The 17184-nt window shown below is 71.6% G+C and carries 18 protein-coding genes; 4 read left to right on the top strand and 14 right to left on the bottom strand.

Features of this window, described 5'->3' with window-relative positions:
* Positions 1-52 precede the first annotated feature (52 nt).
* From hpt to VMD91_03070, 12 genes are all read right to left on the bottom strand, one after another.
* A complete protein-coding gene (gene hpt, locus VMD91_03125; protein HTW83045.1) occupies positions 53-622 on the bottom strand; it encodes a hypoxanthine phosphoribosyltransferase in 570 nt (189 codons plus the stop codon).
* Complete coding sequence (tilS, locus tag VMD91_03120; protein ID HTW83044.1) at positions 573-1385, bottom strand: tRNA lysidine(34) synthetase TilS; 813 nt, start codon at positions 1383-1385, stop codon at positions 573-575. Before tilS ends, hpt begins: the two co-directional genes overlap by 50 nt.
* 114 nt (positions 1386-1499) lie before the next feature.
* Positions 1500-3260 carry a hypothetical protein gene (locus VMD91_03115; GenBank protein HTW83043.1) on the bottom strand — a complete coding sequence of 587 codons (1761 nt, stop codon included), beginning with the start codon at positions 3258-3260 and terminating at the stop codon, positions 1500-1502.
* A 43-nt stretch (positions 3261-3303) separates the two neighbouring features.
* A complete protein-coding gene (locus VMD91_03110; protein HTW83042.1) occupies positions 3304-4692 on the bottom strand; it encodes a hypothetical protein in 1389 nt (462 codons plus the stop codon).
* Between the two features lie 147 nt (positions 4693-4839).
* Entirely contained in the window at positions 4840-5415 is a 576-nt protein-coding gene (locus VMD91_03105; GenBank protein ID HTW83041.1) for a hypothetical protein, read from the bottom strand.
* Positions 5416-5550: 135 nt separating this feature from the next.
* Positions 5551-6045 carry an SsrA-binding protein SmpB gene (smpB, locus tag VMD91_03100; GenBank protein HTW83040.1) on the bottom strand — a complete coding sequence of 165 codons (495 nt, stop codon included), beginning with the start codon at positions 6043-6045 and terminating at the stop codon, positions 5551-5553.
* A gap of 256 nt (positions 6046-6301) precedes the next feature.
* Positions 6302-6751 (bottom strand): PaaI family thioesterase, encoded by a 450-nt coding sequence (locus VMD91_03095; protein HTW83039.1) that lies wholly within the window; start codon positions 6749-6751, stop codon positions 6302-6304.
* A complete protein-coding gene (locus VMD91_03090) occupies positions 6748-7683 on the bottom strand; it encodes a hypothetical protein (GenBank protein HTW83038.1) in 936 nt (311 codons plus the stop codon). The genes VMD91_03095 and VMD91_03090 overlap by 4 nt, the downstream gene beginning before the upstream one ends.
* The gene (locus tag VMD91_03085; protein HTW83037.1) at positions 7680-8405 is read right to left on the bottom strand and encodes a metallophosphoesterase family protein; all 726 of its coding nucleotides are present in this window, start codon (positions 8403-8405) and stop codon (positions 7680-7682) included. The genes VMD91_03090 and VMD91_03085 overlap by 4 nt, the downstream gene beginning before the upstream one ends.
* On the bottom strand, positions 8402-9472 hold the full coding sequence (locus tag VMD91_03080; protein ID HTW83036.1) for an aminotransferase class I/II-fold pyridoxal phosphate-dependent enzyme: 1071 nt from the start codon (positions 9470-9472) through the stop codon (positions 8402-8404). The genes VMD91_03085 and VMD91_03080 overlap by 4 nt, the downstream gene beginning before the upstream one ends.
* A 53-nt stretch (positions 9473-9525) precedes the next feature.
* A complete protein-coding gene (locus VMD91_03075; GenBank protein HTW83035.1) occupies positions 9526-10086 on the bottom strand; it encodes a BON domain-containing protein in 561 nt (186 codons plus the stop codon).
* Positions 10083-11315, bottom strand: coding sequence for a molybdopterin molybdotransferase MoeA (locus VMD91_03070; protein HTW83034.1), 1233 nt, complete (start codon positions 11313-11315; stop codon positions 10083-10085). The genes VMD91_03075 and VMD91_03070 overlap by 4 nt, the downstream gene beginning before the upstream one ends.
* A gap of 44 nt (positions 11316-11359) precedes the next feature.
* Between VMD91_03070 and serS the strand changes: the two genes are divergently transcribed.
* The 3 genes from serS to VMD91_03055 all read left to right on the top strand — a co-directional run bounded on the left by serS (position 11360) and on the right by VMD91_03055 (position 15128).
* Positions 11360-12664: a serine--tRNA ligase gene (serS, locus tag VMD91_03065; protein ID HTW83033.1), complete on the top strand. Its 1305-nt coding sequence runs from the start codon at positions 11360-11362 to the stop codon at positions 12662-12664.
* Between the two features lie 4 nt (positions 12665-12668).
* The gene (locus VMD91_03060; protein HTW83032.1) at positions 12669-13586 is read left to right on the top strand and encodes an L-threonylcarbamoyladenylate synthase; all 918 of its coding nucleotides are present in this window, start codon (positions 12669-12671) and stop codon (positions 13584-13586) included.
* A 69-nt stretch (positions 13587-13655) separates the two neighbouring features.
* A complete protein-coding gene (locus tag VMD91_03055; GenBank protein ID HTW83031.1) occupies positions 13656-15128 on the top strand; it encodes a glycosyltransferase family 87 protein in 1473 nt (490 codons plus the stop codon).
* Here the strand turns inward: VMD91_03055 and VMD91_03050 are convergent.
* Positions 15022-15312 carry a DUF3175 domain-containing protein gene (locus VMD91_03050; protein ID HTW83030.1) on the bottom strand — a complete coding sequence of 97 codons (291 nt, stop codon included), beginning with the start codon at positions 15310-15312 and terminating at the stop codon, positions 15022-15024. The genes VMD91_03055 and VMD91_03050 overlap by 107 nt on opposite strands.
* A 32-nt stretch (positions 15313-15344) precedes the next feature.
* On the opposite strand from VMD91_03050, the gene VMD91_03045 reads away from it, so the two are divergent.
* Positions 15345-16652, top strand: coding sequence for a S41 family peptidase (locus VMD91_03045; protein HTW83029.1), 1308 nt, complete (start codon positions 15345-15347; stop codon positions 16650-16652).
* Here the strand turns inward: VMD91_03045 and VMD91_03040 are convergent.
* On the bottom strand, positions 16641-17123 hold the full coding sequence (locus VMD91_03040; GenBank protein ID HTW83028.1) for an NUDIX hydrolase: 483 nt from the start codon (positions 17121-17123) through the stop codon (positions 16641-16643). The genes VMD91_03045 and VMD91_03040 overlap by 12 nt on opposite strands.
* Between the last annotated feature and the right edge of the window lie 61 nt (positions 17124-17184).

Below are 17184 nucleotides of genomic sequence, written 5' to 3'. Positions count from 1 at the left end.
CCTTAGAACGTTACTCGGTACGACACGTCGGGAGAGAGAATGGTGGCCCCGCTCATGCCGGGAGGACCTCCGGCCGGAGCTTTGCGATGTAGGGCAGAGTCCGATACCGTTCCTGATAGTCCAATCCGTACCCTACGACGAACTCGTCGGGGCAGGTCAGGCCCACGTATTCGACCGGGACGTCGACCGCCCGGCGATACGGTTTGTCCAACAGGACGGCGGCCCGCAGCGAGGCCGGCTGGCGATTGCCCAGCATGGCGCGCAGGTAGTGCAGGGTGTGGCCGTTGTCGACGATGTCCTCGACGATCAGGACGTGCCGACCCTCGATCGCATGCGTCGTGTCCTGGACCAACCGGACCTCGCCGCTCGAACGGTGCGCGTTCCCGTACGAGGAGACGGCGATGAAGTCGAGCTGGACGTCGACCGGCCCGTCGGGAACGTCGGCGATCGCGCGCGCCAGATCCGCGGTCACGAAGACCGCGCCTTTGAGCACGCCCACCAGCACCAGCGAGCCGCCAGCATAGTCGCGCGCGACTTCGGCGGCGATGCGCCGGATCGCCGCCGCGATGTCGTCAGGCGTGATCAGGACCCGTTCGATGCCGGTCGGGAGCGTCTGCTGCATCCTCCGATGGTTCGCTGCGCGAGGATGCCGCCCCCGGCTCGCGCGGCTCACGCCCGGCCGCGGCGTCGATGTCGGCAAAGGTCGCATCGCGCAACGCGCCTCGCGCGCGCAGCCGCGCACGCACGGCCCGGCGCCGCGCCGCACGATCCGTCTCCTCGAGATCGTCGCGCACGATCGCCGCGCAGCGCGCGACGGCGCGGTCGAGCTGTGGAAACGCGGAGCGCAGCGCCTCGAGCTGCGCGCGCAGCGCGTTGCGCCGGTAGCGCAGCTCGGCGTTGGTCGGATCGAGGACGTAGGGCAACCCGCTGCGGCGCAGCTCCGTCCACAGCTCGGCGTGCGTCGCGCGCAGCACCGGCCGCACCAGATCGACGCCGGGCGCGAGCGGCCTGCGCGCCGGCATGCCGGCCAGCCCCGCGAGGCCGGTGCCGCGAAAGAGCGCCAGCAGCACCGTCTCGGTCTGGTCTTCGGCAGTGTGCGCCGTGGCCACGCTGGCGGCGCCGTGCGCCCGCGCGAGCGCGATCAGCGCCGCGTAGCGCGCGCCGCGCAGCGCGGCCTCGTCGGCTGCGTCCGGCCGCGGTCGCGCGATCGCGACCGGGAGGCCCAGCCGCGCGCCGACCGCCAGCACGACGCACTCGTCCTGCGCGGCGCTCGCGCGCACGCCGTGGTTGACGTGTCCCACTACGATCGCGACCCCGTCTTCGCGCCCGAGGCGGTCGAGCAGCGAAGCCAGCGCGACCGAGTCCGGTCCGCCGGAGCACGCCACCAGAACGCGTTCGCCGGGCTGCCATGCGGCAACCCGGCGAACGAGGGGATCGAGGGCGCGTTCCGGGCGTGCGCCGCGCATCGAGGAATGATGCGCGCCGCGGGGTCCGGTGCCCTACTCGTGCCGGTTCTTCCCGGTCAGCCCGATGCTGGCGGACGTGTTGCTGTACCAGAACGTCGAGCCCGCCAGCTCGTCACCGATGACGATGACCTCGCAGATTCCGGTCTGCGACGTCGACGTCGCGGTGACCGTGGCCGGCTCGCCGCTGGCCGTGGCCGATGCGGTAGCGACCGGGGTCGTGACGCAATCGGACTGCGGCGAGAGGTTCCCGATCGGCAGCGGGACGACCAGGAAGTTCGAGACGCCGGTCTCGCTGATGCCGAAGTTCGCGGACTGCGAGGGCGCATCGAAGAACAGCGCCTGCTGCATATAGTCGACTTGGCCCGACGCACAACCCGCGGTCGAATCGCAGGTGGTCGTGCCGGTGATGTTGACCGGTTGGGCCGTCGTCGGCGTCGGTCCGGTGTTTCCACTGGGCACGTACAGCAGCGCGAAGTCGAAACGCTGCGCCGCCGGGAAGAAGAACGGCGCCGAGCCGGCCGGGGTGAACGTCACCGTATCGCCCGACGCCGAGACGGGCCCGACATAGGCCTCGTTCCACGCCGAGGTCACCGGGTCGTAGAACGCGAGGTAGTACTGCGCGCCCGAGGTGACGACGTTGGCCGGCATGGTCACCGTGAACGCCGGCGGCTGGCTGGCGAAGATGATCTCATTCGCGGGGGTGATCTCGAAGTACGCGAGCACCTCGAACGAACCGCCGCCCTCGGTGTGGCGCACCGACACCGGGTTCTTGCGCAGCTTGGCCGACGGTGCGCCTTCACCCGGCGCCGCGGCCGTCGTCACCGTCGTGATGCTCCCCGACACGCTCGAGGTCGGCGTGCCGACGTCCATCGTCGCGCTGAAGCCGCCGGCGGCCGGGAACCCGATCGTCGAGCCACCGCTGTACGTCCCGCTCTGCGACTGGCTGAACGCCGTCAGCGTTGCGGTCACGTTCGACACGCTCACCGGGGGCGTCGAGCTGAACGTCGAGCTGATGGTGAAGCTCGGGTCCGACGAGGGCGCACCGCTGTAGTTCAGGTAGATGACGTCGTTGGCGCCCGAGGTGACGGTCACGGAGCTGGTGCCGACGCCGCTGGTCGCGGGCGCACTCAAGGTGAGACCGGTGGTCCCGCTGGTATCGTTGTCGGTGACGACGAGCGAACCGTTGGCGTAGGTGGCGCTGCCGGTGATCGCGTTGCCGTCGGCGTCTTCGGGGACGATCGAGAGCGGCGTGCTGCCGGGCGCGTCGACCGTCAGCGAAGCCGAGTTGCTGACGGCGACCTGCGTGACGATGCCGCTGAGCGACACGGTCGTGGGCGGCGTCGTGACGCCGACGGTGTTGGTGATCGTCTGCGTCCCGGTGGCGAGGTGGTTGCCGCCCGCGTTCGGCGCATCATAGAGGTCGAAGGTGTACGTGGTAGCGCCGGTCGGGGCCGCGATCGTGACGGTGCAGCTCTCGACGCCGGCGCTGACCGTGCACGGCTGACCGGCGCCCACCGTCAGGTTGGTGACCTGCGGGTTGGGGACCGTCGACGGGATCGTCGAGGTGATCGTCACCTTGATCGAGGCGCTGCTCGGCGAGACGTAGCTCGGCCCCTTCGCCGCGGACGACGTGCTCACGCCGTGCGGGATCACGAACCGGATCGTCGCCGTCGGCGCGCCGGTGGTCGGCGGCGTCGTGGGCGCGACGACGTGTGCGGGGCTCGACCCGCCTCCCCCGCCGCCGCATCCGGCGAGGAGCAACAGCGAGACCACGACGATGGCGCGCTTGATCATGGGTCGGGTTGCCTCCACAGACTGGGGACGGGACGTCGACATGTCAGTGCTTCCGCGCAGCCGCGCCGTGCCGCGACTTCGCGTTGACGCTGAAGCTCGTGTTCGTGACGGAGAACCAGATTTGGCTCACCGAGCTCGAGGAGTGCGGCGGAAAGACGCCGCCGTACCCGGACGGGAGATTCTCGGTGAGCGTCGCTTCGCAGTAACCGGTGTTCTGCGGCGACACGGACCAGCCGTTGGAGCCGACGGAGTTGACGGTAACGACCGGGGAGCCGGCCCCGCCGCAATAACCGGAATCGGTCGCGTTCTCGTCCAGCGTCAGCGTGATCGTCTCGTCGTACGGATTGTCGGTCCAGCCGGGCTCCGACACGCTGAACAGCTGCGAGCCGGCGGTCGTCGAGTCGAAGAACAGCGACCACTGGTCGTAGTCCGGATCCGTCGCCAAGCAGCTGACGCTCGCGTCGCAATACGTCGTCCCCGACGAGGTGATGTCGCTGATCGTCGTGTCGATGATGCCGTTACCACCGCCGTTCGCCGTGTCGAACGATGCGGCCGTCCCGTTCAGCGTCAGGCCGAGAGCGATCTGGTTCGTCGCCGATCCCGTCGCGAGTCCGGTGTAGCAGAGCGTGAACGAGTTCCCGCTCCCGCTGTCGCCGCTGAACGTCAGCGAGGTGCTCGGCGTGACGGTTCCGACGTTCGGAGGGCACCCGCCGGATCCGGCGAGCAACTCGGTCGCACCGGTCGCATCGCCGTCGCTGATCGTGAACGGATTGTAGAACGTGACCGCGTTGCCGGTGGTGAGCGAGTTGCCGTCGGCATCGAGCGCCGTGACGGACGAGACCTGCGAGCTCGGCGTGTCGGCGGCGAGGGTCGAGAACGTGCCGATCTCGACGTTGGCGACGACGGCCTCGAGGTTGACCGGCGGGAGTACGTTGCTCTGGCCTTGCACGATGGTCTCGCTCACGCCGCCGGCGGGCGTCTCGCTCAGCACCTTGGCGGGGCTCGAACCATCCAGGACCTCGAACCCGTAGACGACGGTGCCCGGCGGAGCCGGAACGGTGATGGCACAGGTCTCGATGTTGCTGCTCACGCTGCAGTTGCTGCCCACGGTCAGCGCGACCGTCGACGGGTTGGGCGTCACCCACGACGGCGGCGTGCCGTTGTTGACGCTCAGAACCTGCGTCGTCACCTCCGCCGACGACGCGGAGACGTATTGCGGCTTGCGCGCCTTCACGGAACTCTGGGTCGCGGGCAGCTTCCAGCTGAGCTTGACCGTGGCGGTCTGCTTCCACGCCGTCGGCGTGCTGGTCGGAGCGTTCGACGGCGCCGTGGTCGGCGTAGCGATCGCAGGCGTGGTCCCGCCGCCGCCTCCGCCGCCGCACCCGGCGAGGAACGCGATGGCCGCGACCACGAGGTACCGAGTGTTCTTCACGGACGGTGTTCTCCCGAGGACAGTGGGCAGGCCCGGCCCGACAAAGCCGGGCCGGGGTGGCGAGCTACCAGGACCTTCGTATGTGCTTCGGTCGCGGGCCTCGCGTGTACGTTCGGCATTTACAGAATCGTTACGAAGGTCGTGGTATTATCGGCGGCTGTGCCCGGTGATGACCACCGAGCCGGAGTTGACGGTGGCCGTCACGGTGCCGACATCGGCCGCGCCGGCGTCCTGGACGCTGGCGGTGCAGGTGCCGACGGCCTGCGGGGTCACGACGTCGCTCCAGCTGGTCCCTCCGCCGGTCGCGGCCGCGAACGTCACGATGGCCGTTCCACCGCTCATGCAGCTTCCGAACGTGATGCCGGTCGTCGAGGCGGGATCGGTGATCGTGACGGTCTGCTCGTAGGTCGCGCCCGTGCCGGCGAAGGTCACCGGGTTGGGTTCGATCAGCAGCGTGCCCGGCGGCGGCGGCGTTGGGGTCGGCGTCGGCACCGGCGTGGCCGTCGGGGTCGGCGACGCGGTGGGCGTCGGGCTCGGCGTCTGGCCCGGGGGCAGCGACGCCGTTGCGGTCGGCGTCGGGCTCGGGGTCTGACCCGGGGGCAGCGACGGCGTCGGGGTCGGGGTCGGCGTCACCGAGCCGCGCGGCGTCGGCGTACGATTTTCGGGCGGCGGCGTGTTGGGGCCGCCGGTTCCGCAACCGACGAGAAAGGCGATCGTGGCCACAGCATAACCGACGCGGCGGGTATTGAGCAGTCGAAACATCGTCTCTTTCCTCGGCTCCGAATAGAAAAACCGCCTCGGTTTCACCGGGCAACCGCGTCAGGATCGTACCACGCGATGAGCGAGCGCCCCTCTCGGTCAACGAGCGGTTGCGCGCGCAATCTCGCGCTGTACGTCGCGCGCCTGTTCCTCACGCCGACGATCCCACAACTTCTTGCCTTTTGCCAGTGCAAGCTCGATCTTCACCCGGCCGTTCTTGAAGTAGAGTCGCCACGGGATCAGCGTCAAGCCCTTCTCGGCGGCGCGCCCGGTGAGACGCTCGATCTGCTCGCGGTGGAGCAGCAGCTTGCGCGGCCGATTGGGCTCGTGGTTGAAGTATGAACCTTCCTTATACGGAGGAATGGTGAAATTGAGCAGCCACAACTCGCCGTCGCGCAGCCGCGCGTAGGCCTCGTTGATTGAAAGTTGTCCCTGACGGATCGATTTGATCTCGGTTCCGGTCAGCGCGATGCCCACCTCGAGCGACTCGAGCTTCTCGTACTCGTACCGCGCCCGCCGATTGTCGAGCGACGTCTCCCGCGAAGCCGGCGCGGCCGCCGCTTTGGCCGCCGTCCGCTCTTGCCGCTTTTTCATTTTGAAGGCGCTCCGCCCTGGGCTGCGCGCCCCCCACGCTTTGCGTGGGGCCCCCGGGGTTGACCTCGCAACGAGGTTGCGGTATGGGCTCGGTGGGTCGGCGCTCGGTCTGCCGACGGTGTCGCTGTCGGCGCTCGGTCTGCCGACGGTGTCGCTGTCGGCGCTCGGTCTGCCGACGGTGTCGCGGTCGGCGCTCGGTCTGCCGACGGTGTCGCGGTCGGCGCTCGGTCTGCGGGGGTTGTCGCTGTCGCTGTCGTCATACGGGCGTTGCGTCGGGGATGCCGTAGGATTCTTTGCCGAGCGGGCCGCGAGAGACGAAGCTGCCCTCGCCCGACGCGAGGACGGTGCCGTCGGGGCGTTCGACGCGGCCTTCCAGTGCGATGACGTTGCGGCGCTGCCACTTGACCAGGCCGCGGACCACGATCGGGACGCCGAGCGGGACCGGTTCGCGAAAGCGCAGCTGCATCGAGGCGGTGACGCTGCGCAAGCCGATCGCGCCGCAAGCGTGGGCCATCGCCTCGTCGAGCAGCGTCATGACGATACCGCCGTGCGCGACCCCCCGCCAGCCCTGAAAGCGCGGCGGGAGCACGATCTCGGCGCGCACCGCGCCCTCACCCTCGCGCGCGAAGCGCAGGTGCATGCCCTCCGCGTTGAAGGGGCCGCAGGCGAAGCAGCGGCCGTCGTCGATCGGGGAAGTGTCGCTCACGAGGTCTTCTTCGGCGCGGGGGACGCCGATGGCTTCGGGGGCGTGCCGTAGTCGCCGCGGTCGAGCTTGGCCAGCAGCGTGCCGGCGTAGGCCGCGTCCGCGCCGGCGGCGATCGACGCACGCAGCACCCGCCGGGCATCGGTCAGCCGGTGCTGGTCGAGATAGATGCGCGCCAGCAGGGTGTAGCCGTGCTGGCCGGACTCACCCACGTGGCCGACGTCGGCCTCGAGCCCGCGCGTGGCGTACGTCGCGGCGGCGTCGTCCTGGCCGAGCGCGTGCAATGCGGAGGCGAGGTGGAAGTACGCGTCGGCGTAGTCGGGAACCAAGTTGGGGAGATCGGCCAGCTCGCTCAGCGCGCGCTGCGGATCGCGCAGGTCGACTTGCTCGATGCGCGCCAGATACTCGCGCGCGAGCACGTCGTCGGGATCGCTCGCGAGCGCCGTCAGGAATTCGTTCTTGGCCCGGTTCGTGCTGCGCTCGCCCTCGCGCAGGATGCCCAGACCCGTGTGCGCGGCGGAGCTCGCCGGCGCCAGCTGCAACGCCGCTTCCAGCTCTTCGCGCGCGTCGCCGGCACGGTCTTCGCCGCGCTGCATCGCAAACAGGTAGGAGAAGCCCAACCGCACGTGCGCGAGCGGATCGCGCGGGTGTGCGACCAGCGCGTCCTCCTGCGCCGCGATCAGCGCGTCGAGGTCACCGGTCTGGGCCGCGGTCGCGTCGGCGAACGCCAGCGCGAGCGTGTTGTCGGGGATGACGGCCGACGCCGCGGCGAACGCGCGCCGCGCGGTCGCGAAGTCGCGCGTGTAGAACGCGCGCAGCCCGACGCTCAACGGCGCGGTAAAGGCGGCGTTCGCGTAGTCGTGGCGCGCCGGCGCGGCCGGCGCCGGGCTCGCGCCGCACAGCACGAGCACCGCCGCGGCGAGCGCCCGGGTCAACGGCCGACGACGAGCCGGCGGGCCAGCGCTTCGGGCAAGTGCGCCGACGCGATCTTCTCCTGCACCCGCGTGATCGGGTACTCGACCCGCACGATCTCCACCCGGCGCGCACCCGCGTCGTAGAACGCGAACGAGGCGCGCGGGTTCAGGTCGCGCGGCTGCCCGACGCTGCCGACGTTGACCAGGTAGCGCACGCCATCGCGCAGGTCGACCGCACCGCCCTGCTGCAAGTGCTGGTGCTCGATGCTGCCGTCGGGCAGCAGCCCGTAGACTTCGGCGATGTGCGTGTGACCGACGAAGATCAGCGGCGCGTCGGTGGCCGCGAACGCGCGCGCGGCGGCCTTCTTGTCCAAGATGTACTCGAAGTAGTTCAACGGCGCGCCGTGGACGAGCAAGAACTCCGGCATGCGGAACTCGTAGCCGAGCGAGTCGAGCCAAGCGCGGTTCTCCGGCGTGAGGACGCCCTGCGTCCACTTCATCGCCTCGCGCGCGGCCGGGTTGAAATACGCCAGGCCGAAGTCGTCGATCGCGGCGACGTCGTGATTGCCCAGCACGGTCGCGGTCGCGCGCGTGCGGATGCGCTCGACGCACTCGTTCGGTTCCGGCCCGTAGCCGACGATGTCGCCCAGGCAGAGGACCGCGTCGTCCTCGCGAATCTGGGCGAAGGCGGCGTCGAGTGCGTCGAGGTTCGAGTGGACGTCCGAGAGGACGGCGTACCTCACCTCACCGCCTTCTCCCGCACGCGGTCCAGCGCCTCGGCAAAACGCTCCGCCAGGGCCGTACGCTCGGGAGGCGTGCCCACCGTCACGCGAACGAAGCCGTCGATCGGCGGCGCCCACGGCTTGCGGACGAACACGCCCAGCTCGAGCAAGGTGTCGACCATCGCCTCGGCCTGCGCGCGCGTCCCGATCTCCAGGCACACGAAGTTCGTCCGCGAGGGAAGCGAGCGAATCCCGAGGTCGCCCGCCAGGGCGTGGTACTCGGCACGCCCGCGCTCGACCTCGGCCACGACGCCGCGCAAGAACGCCCCGTCCGCGAGGGCCGCCAGCGCGCCGATCTGCCCGGTGCGGTTGACGCCGAAATGCAGCCGCAGCTTCTGGAAGACGGCGATCGTCTCGACGGACGCGAGCGCGTAGCCGACGCGTGCGCCGGCCAAGCCGTATGCCTTCGAGAACGTCCGCGTGCGAATCGTGCGCGGATCGATCGCGTCGGCCGGCAGCTCGTCGCGCTCGACGAAATCGGCGTACGCCTCGTCGAGGAACAGCAGCACGTCGTCGGGGAGCGCTTCGCGCAGCTGCGCGAGCGTCGCGCGGTCGACGAACGAGCCCGACGGGTTGTCGGGGTTCGCGACGTACACCAGCTTCGCGTTCGAGCGCTGCACCGCGGCGACGATCGCGTCCGGCTGCAAGCCGCCGTCGGCGTCGGGCTCGGCGAACTCGGCGCGCGCACCGTAGCCGTTGAGATGGTAGAACAGCGTCGGGTAGGTGCCGCGCGTCGCGACGCAGGCATCACCCGGCGCGCAATACGCGCGCACGATCAGCCCCATCAGATCGTCGATGCCGCTGGCGACGACGATCTCGTCGGTCGTGCAGCGATGGCGCTGCGCGAGCGCCGCGCGCAACTCGAGCGACTCGGGGTCGCCGTACCACGAGGTGTGGGCAACCGCGTCGCGCATCGCCGCGATGGCCCGCGGCGACGGCCCGAAGGCGCTCTCGTTCGCGCCCAGCCGAAGCAGCTCGGTCCGCCCGACCCGCCGCGCCAGCTCTTCCGGCGCGACGAACGGGGTCATGGGCGGAATCGCCGCCACGTGGGCGGCGGGCTGCGGTAAGGCTGGGCGCGAGGTCACGTCCCTCCGACCCGGAGCTGGTCGACGACGTTGCGCACGCCGTCGGTCCCGCGCGCGGCGGCAACGACCCGGTCGCGCGTCTTGGCGTCGTTGACCGAACCCGTCAGCGTGGCCACGCCGTGATCGACGCGCACGCCGACCTTGACCAAGCCGGTCGCCGACTGGATCGCCAGCTCGACCCGCGCCGCCAGCGCGAAGTCGGCCACTTGTTCCTTCGGACGCGGCCCGTGCGGGTTGACACCCAGGTCGTCGACGACGCGCTTGACGCCGCGCACGCCGCGCGCATCGGCCACCGCGCGCGCGCGTTCGGCCGCGCTGAGCACGCTGCCGCGCAAGGTGACGACGCCGCTGTCGACCCCGACGCCCAGCGTCGTCGTCGAGTTGGGCTCGTCGGCGGTCAGCTTGGCCTTCACCGCCGCCAGGATCAGCCCGTCCTCGATGACCGTTTGCGCCGAGCGCGCCCCGAACGGCTGCGGCTCGTCGGCGCCGCCGCCGCCGTTGCAGCCGCTCAGCGCAAGGATCGCGAACGCGGCGAGCGCCGCCGGAGCGCGCTTCACGACGCCCCCAGGAAGCGCACGACCCGTACCGGCGCGCCGGCCTCGACGTGGCCGGGATGCGGTCCCACCACGACGTAGCCGCTGGCCCGTGCCAGCAGGCTGGTGTGCGAGGAGCGCAGCACGAGCGGACGGGCGCCGGCGGCGTCGACGACGGCCGGAACGTACCACGTCCAGCCCTCGCGGCCGGGGAACGGTGCCGCCGCCCGGGTGGCGATGGCGGCGCGCTCGCCGGCGCGTTCGCCGGTCAGGGCACGGAAGATCGGCGCCGCCACCGCGTCGAGAATCGTCAGCGCCGAGGTCGGGTTGCCGGGCAGCCCGATCACCGGACGCGCTCCGATCGCCGCCAGCACGGCCGGCTTGCCCGGCTTGACCCGCAGGCCGTGAACGATGACGCCGGGCGCGCCCAACTGGTCGATGGCGGCCGGGACGTGGTCGCGCACGCCGACCGACGAGCCGCCGGTGAGAACGACGGCGTCGGCGCGCTCGAGGCCGGCGACGATCTGGGCGACGGTCGCGGCGACCTCGTCGGCCGCCCGCGGAAGGTGGAGGACGTCGCAGCCGAGGGCCGCCAGGCCACCGGCGATCGCCCAGCGGTTGGAGTCGCGGACCTGCCCGGTCCCGGGTCGTATGCTCGCATCGACGAGTTCGTCCCCGGTCGAGACGATCGCCACGCGCGGGCGGCGGTAGACCGGAACGACGACCCGCCCCACGGTCGCCAGCACCGAGAGCTCGGCCGCTCCGATCCGCCGGCCGGCGGTCAGGATCAGGGCGCCGGGCGCCATGTCCTCGCCGCGCCGGGTCAGGTAGCCCCCGGCTTGGGGCGCCTCGGTCGGGATGATCTCCTCGTCGCGCTCCAGCGCGTCCTCGACCGGCACGATCGTGTCGGCGCCGAGCGGGACGACGCCGCCGGTCGGAATTCGCATCGCCTCGCCGGGATGGACCGGCCCCGGCGGGGCGTGCCCCATGCGGACCGTACCGGTGATGCGGCGCGCCGCCAACCCGTCGGCGGAGCGGACCGCGAAGCCGTCCATGGTCGAGCGGTCGTCGGCCGGGACGAACGTCTGGGCATGCACGTCTTCGGCCAGGATGCGGGCGAAGGCCGCTTCGAGCGGGACGTGCTCGACGCCGAGCGGGTGCGGCGCCGCCGCCGCCAGGTACGCGGCCACCGCCGCGCTGGGCTCCATCAGCCGATCGGTTTCGAACGTCTCACCGGTCCGCATCGCTCGCATCGTCACCCGCTTCGACACGGAGGGTGTCCGGCCCGTAGCGAACGGTGCGGGCCGTGCTGAACTTGGAATTGCTGCGGCGCGAGCCCGATCACGTCCGCGTCGCGGCGCGCCGGCGCGGACTCGGCGCCGAGTTCGTCGACCGCGTGCTCGAGCTGGACCGCGAACGGCGCGCCGCGCTGACCGCCGCCGAGACGCTCAAGGCCGAAAAGAACGCGTTGACCGCCTCGATCGCCAAAGCGGCCGACAAGAAAGGCGCCGCCGCCGAGCTGCGGCCGCGAATCGCCGAGCTCGACGCGCGCATCGCGGCCGCCGGCGCCAGCGTGCCGGCGCTCGAAGACCACATCGACGCGGAGCTGGCCGACGTTCCGAACCTGCTCGACGGTTCGGTCCCCGACGGCTCCGACGAGCACGCCAACGTCGTGGCGCGCAGCTGGGGCACGCCGCCCTCGTTCGACTTCGCGCCCAAGCCGCACTGGGAGCTGCTCGAAGCGGCCGGACTGCTCGACGTCGAGCGCGCGGCGAAGCTGTCGGGCTCGCGCTTCTCGGTGCTGCGCGGCGCGGGCGCGCGGCTCTCGCGCGCGATCGTGCAGTTCTTCCTCGACCGCGCGGCGCGCAACGAGTACACCGAGATCAACCCGCCGCTGCTGGTCTCGCGCGAGACGATGTGGTCGACCGGCCAGCTCTCGAAGTTCGCCGATCAGATGTACGCGGTCGACGGCGACGAAGGCAGCGAGCTCTACCTGATCCCGACCGCGGAGGTGCCGCTGACCGCGATGCACCGCGACGAGATCATCGAGGGGCCCGCGCTGCCGATACGCTACGCGGCCTATACGCCGTGCTTCCGCAAGGAAGCCGGCGCGGCCGGCCGCGACACGCGCGGCCTGGTGCGGCAGCATCAATTCGAAAAGGTCGAGCTGGTGTGGCTGACGACGCCCGACCGTTCGTTCGACGACCTCGAGACGTTGGCCGCGAACGCCGCCGGGCTGCTCGAAGAGCTCGGGCTCGCGCACCGCGTCATGCTGCTGTGCGCCGGCGACACCGGCTTCAACAGCGCGAAGACGTACGACGTCGAAGTCTGGCTGCCGGGCGCCGACGCGTACCGCGAGATCTCGTCGTGCTCGAACTGCACCGATTTCCAGGCGCGGCGCACCAACATCCGCTTCCGCCGCGAAGCCGGCGCGAAGCCGGAGCTGGTGCACACGCTCAACGGCTCGGGTCTTGCGGTCGGGCGCACGCTGCTGGCGCTGGTCGAGAACTACCAGCGCGCCGACGGCGGCATCACGATTCCGCCGGTACTGCAACCGTTCGCGGGCTTCGCTTCGATCGAACCCGACGGCAGGGCGCGCTGACGCGATGATCGACGGCGCCGTCGTCGAGCGCGCGGTGGCGGTGCTGCGCGCCGGCGGCGTCGTCGCGCTCCCGACCGAGACGGTCTACGGTCTGGCCGCCGACGTCGCGAACCCCGCGGCGATCGCCCGCGTCTATGCCGTCAAGGGGCGGCCGGCCGACCATCCGCTGATCGTCCACGCGCACGATCTGGCGGCGCTCGACGGGTACGTGGCCGAGACGACGCCGGCGCTGCGCGCGCTCGCGGCGCGCTTCTGGCCGGGACCGTTGACGGCCGTCGTACGGCGCGGACCGCGCACGCCGCTGACCGTCACCGGCGGCCAGGAGACGGTCGCGGTGCGCATCCCCGCGCATCCGGTCACGCGCGCGATCCTGCAGCGCTTCGGCGGCGCGGTCGGCGCGCCGTCCGCCAACCGCTTCGGTCACGTCTCGCCCACCACCGCCGCGCACGTGCGCGCCGACCTGGGCGACGCGGTCGATCTGATCGTCGACGGCGGCTCGGCCGCGGTCGGCGTCGAGTCGACCATCGTCGACCTCACGGCGGACGTACCGGCCGTGCTGCGCGCGGGCGCGATCACGCCCACGCAGCTGGGAAGCGCGCTCGGCAGGCCCGTCGTCACTCGCGTGGGCGGCTCGGTGCGCACGCCGGGAAACTTGCCCTCCCACTACGCCCCGCGCGCTCGACTCGTGCTGGTCGCGCCGGACGCGCGCGTGGCGGAAGCGGCGGCGCGCGCCGCCGCAGGCGAGCGCGTCGCCGTACTCGAGCTTCCCGGCGACGCGGCGGCGGCGGCCCGCACGCTCTACGCGACCCTGCGCGCGCTCGACGTGGACGGCTACGACACCATCGTCGCGACGCTTCCGCCCGACGTCGAGGAAAACGCCGCCGTGCGCGATCGGCTGGTGCGCGCGGCCGCCCCGCGCTGACCGAAAGCGAGGAGCATCCCAACGAATCTGTAAGATTTGATTCAGATTCTTATGGCTTCTTTGTCTGGAATGAGACACTTCCAGCCCAGCGAGCGGGTGCTCTTGGCGGCACTGCTGGGGCTCGGTCTGCTGGTCACGGCCGTCGAGCTCGCGCACACCCCGTTCGCGCATCCGCTCACCCAATTCGACGATTTGCGGGGGACGTGGTGCGCGGGTCACGCGCTCGCCAGCGGTGCCGACCCGTACCACGTCCAGCCGGATCTGAGCTGCCAGCACGGACTGGGGATGCACGTCGTCCGCGACTCGCCGAACATGGTGTTGCCGTTCGTGCTGCCGGGCTGGGACACGGTCGCGTTCAGCTTGCTGGCGCGACTGCCGTTCCCGGTCGCGATCGTCGTCCACGCTCTCCTTTCCCTGGCCGCGCTCGTCGCCGCGATCGTGCTGCTGGTGCGCGTGCTGCGCGTTCCGCTCGCGCTCGCCGCGGCCGGATTGACGTTCGCCGTCGCGTTCCAGTCCCTGACGCTCGGTCAAATCGGCGCCTACGAAGTGCTCGCCGTGGTCGCGACCGGCGCGGCACTGCATCTGCGCGCCGACCGCTGGGCCGGCGTGTTCGCGGCCGCGGCGCTGATCGAGCCGCACATCGGCGTGGCCGTCGGCCTCGCGACGCTGGCGTTCGTGCCGCGCGCTCGCCTCCCGTACCTCGCCGCCGTGGCCGGCCTGATCGCGATCGCGCTCTGGGCGATCGGCGTTCCGGCGGAGCTCGACTACGTGCTGCGCAACATTCCGCAACAAGCGCGCGGCGAAGCGGGCGGCCTGCAGCAATTCAGCGTGACTTTCTTGGCGCGCTGGTTCGGCGCGCCGACGTCGGTCGCGATCGCCCTGGGCTCGCTCTCGACGATCCTCATGCTCGGCGTCGGGCTCGTCTTGGCCGTTCGCCTCGCGCCGCGCGAGCGCTCCGCGCTGGCGCTGATCCCCGCTTCGTGCGTCGTGTTGGGCGGTACGTACGTCCACCTCACGCACATCGCGGCCGCGATCCCCGGTGCGTTGCTGCTGGTCGGGCTGGCCCGCACGCCGCGCGAGCGCGTCGCGGCCGGCCTGAGCGTGATCTTGCTCGCGGTGCCGTGGTACGACGTCGCGCTGGTGAAGCAGTTGCTGCCGCCGACGCTGACGACGATCGCCGTCCTGACCTGGGCGTTGACGACGTCGTGGCGCGCGACGGTCGCGGCGGTCGCGTTGTGTTGGCTGGCCCTGCTGCCGGTTCAGAACCGTCCCCCGGCCGCACCGGCGCCGATGCTCGTGACGCGGCAACCCGACGACGCGCCCGGGACGCAGCCGTGGCTCGACGGACACCGCGCGGTGCCAGTCACCGACCCGTGGTACGTGCTCGTCAAGATCCCGACGTGGGCCGGCCTGCTGCTGCTGGTCGGAGCCGCGTTCAGCGCGTCGACTTCGTCGGCCGGCCGAACTCGGCGCGCAGCTCGTCCTTCGCTTGTTCGAGGATCCGTTTCCGGCGCGCCGGCAGCTTCGCGCCCGCTCGGTTGATGAAGAACGTCAACATCGACATCGCCGACCGGTAGGGCGAAGACTTGCGCCGGTGCGAGCGTTCGGCGTCGCGTTTGAGCTCCCGCGCGATCGCTTTCGGATCGTCCTTGGCGAAGGTGCCGGTCTCGATGTCGAGCGCGTCGCTCGTCTCGGTCACGTACTGCGACCACCGTTTCGCTGCCATGAAGCGATCGTACCCACGCGGAAGAGTGGCGGGTGCGTCGTCCGCTCTCTCTCCTGCTCGCCGCCGCGCTGCTGACGCTCGGCCGCTCCGCCTCCGCGGCGTCGCCGCCCTCGCTCTCCGCGCTCGACGTCATCGCGCTCGAGATCGGTTATACGACCGTGATCGCACGGTACTACCGGCCGGTCGATCCGGTCGTGCTGCTGGGCGGCGCGCGCACCGGCATCGTCGCCTACCTGCGCGGACGCGGCGTCACCGACCCGCGCGTCCCGCTGGCACCCGCGCACGCCGACAAGTACGAGGCCGAGAACGCGATCGATCGCGACGTCGCGCTGACGCTGGTGCGCTACGCGCCGCGCGTCGTCACCGCCGACCTGGTACGCAACACCATCGCCGGCGAGCTGGGCGCGTTGCACGATCCCTATAGCGTCATCTTTCCGCCCCGCGCGTACAAACAATTCGTGGGCTTCCTCGACGGGCGCCCGTCGGGCGGGATCGGCGCCGAGCTCGACGTCGACCCCGACACGCATGCCGTGCGCGTCGTCGACGTGTTCCCCGGCTCGCCGGCGGCGCAGGCCGGCGTGCGGCCCGGCGACGTGCTGACCAGCATCGACGGTGCCCCGCCGCCGGCCGGCACGCCCGGGGCCGTCGCCCTCGCGCTGCGCGGGCCGGCCGGCACGCGCGTGCAGCTGGGCGTCGCACGCGCCGGCGCTCCGCCGCTTTCGCTGACGCTGACGCGCCGCGCGATCGTCGCGCCGGACGTGACCGGCCGCCGCCTGCCCGACGGGATCGGGTACGTGCGGCTGCGCTCGTTCGGCGCGCAGTCGCCGCAACAGCTGAGCGCGGTCCTGACCGCGCTGCACGGCGCACGCGCGTACGTGCTCGACCTGCGCGGTGACGGCGGCGGCTATCGCGACGCCGCGGTCGCGATCGCCGGCCGCTTCGTGCACGGCGTGGTGGTGACGACCCAAGAGCGCGGTGCGCCGGCGCAGACGTTCCGCGCGCCCGACGACCCGCCGCTGGGAGCGCCGCTGGCGGTGCTGGTCGACGGCGACACCGCCTCGGCGGCCGAGATCCTCGCCGGCGCGATCCAGGACGCGCACGCCGGCACGCTGATCGGAACGACGACCTTCGGCAAGGGTCTGGTGCAGGAGACGTTTCCGTTGCCCGACGGCGGCGCCATCAAGCTGACGACGGCGCGCTATCGCACCCCGTCCGGCCGCGACATCGAAGGCGTCGGCATCACGCCGGACGTCGTCGTCACCGAGCCCGCCGACGCGCGGCTGGCGCTGCCGGGCGGCGATCCGCAGTTGGACCGCGCCATCGCGCTGCTAGGCGGGTAGCGTCGCGGTCTTGCGGGCCAGCCGCAGCACCGACTCGTCAACGCCGTAGCGCGCCAACGCGTCGAGCGGGACCCAAGCGAGGTCTTTCGACTCGGCGCTGACGATCAGCGGCGCGGCCGGATCGGCCTCGAAGGCGAAGCGGACATCGAAGTGCTCGTGCGCGGGCTCCGCGCCGCGCGCGGGGATCGCGTGCACGTCGACGTCGTAGATGCCCGCGAGCGCGAAACGCAGGTCCGCGAGCCCCGATTCTTCGGTCGCTTCACGCCGGGCGGCGCGGCGCAGATCGCTCTCGCCGTCGACGTGGCCGCCCAGCTGCAGCCACTTGCCGAGCTTGCGGTGATGGGTGAGCAGCGTGCGCGTGCGGCGCGGATCGACGATCCACGCCGACGCGGTCACGTGACCGACCAGCAGGCTGCGGGCGAACGCGGCGTCGCCGTGCGAGGCGACGAAGGCGACCAGACGATCGCGCATCGCCGCTTCGCGCGGATCGACGGGCAGGTACGCGCGCAGCTCGGCGAGGAGCCCCTCGCGA

This window comes from Candidatus Sulfotelmatobacter sp., from assembly GCA_035504415.1.
GTDB lineage: Bacteria > Vulcanimicrobiota > Vulcanimicrobiia > Vulcanimicrobiales > Vulcanimicrobiaceae > Vulcanimicrobium.
The sequence above is the reverse complement of the archived record's forward strand: the minus strand, read 5'-3'. Positions and strand labels throughout refer to the sequence as shown.

Coding starts and splice junctions, on each gene's coding strand:
- hpt (HTW83045.1), bottom strand. CDS start 622: ATGCAGCAGACGCTCCCGACCGGCATCGAACGGGTCCTGATCACGCCT.
- smpB (HTW83040.1), bottom strand. CDS start 6,045: ATGAAAAAGCGGCAAGAGCGGACGGCGGCCAAAGCGGCGGCCGCGCCG.
- VMD91_03070 (HTW83034.1), bottom strand. CDS start 11,315: ATGCGAGCGATGCGGACCGGTGAGACGTTCGAAACCGATCGGCTGATG.
- VMD91_03040 (HTW83028.1), bottom strand. CDS start 17,123: ATGCGCGATCGTCTGGTCGCCTTCGTCGCCTCGCACGGCGACGCCGCG.
- VMD91_03115 (HTW83043.1), bottom strand. CDS start 3,260: ATGATCAAGCGCGCCATCGTCGTGGTCTCGCTGTTGCTCCTCGCCGGA.
- VMD91_03080 (HTW83036.1), bottom strand. CDS start 9,472: ATGACCCCGTTCGTCGCGCCGGAAGAGCTGGCGCGGCGGGTCGGGCGG.
- VMD91_03055 (HTW83031.1), top strand. CDS start 13,656: ATGAGACACTTCCAGCCCAGCGAGCGGGTGCTCTTGGCGGCACTGCTG.
- VMD91_03060 (HTW83032.1), top strand. CDS start 12,669: ATGATCGACGGCGCCGTCGTCGAGCGCGCGGTGGCGGTGCTGCGCGCC.
- VMD91_03050 (HTW83030.1), bottom strand. CDS start 15,312: ATGGCAGCGAAACGGTGGTCGCAGTACGTGACCGAGACGAGCGACGCG.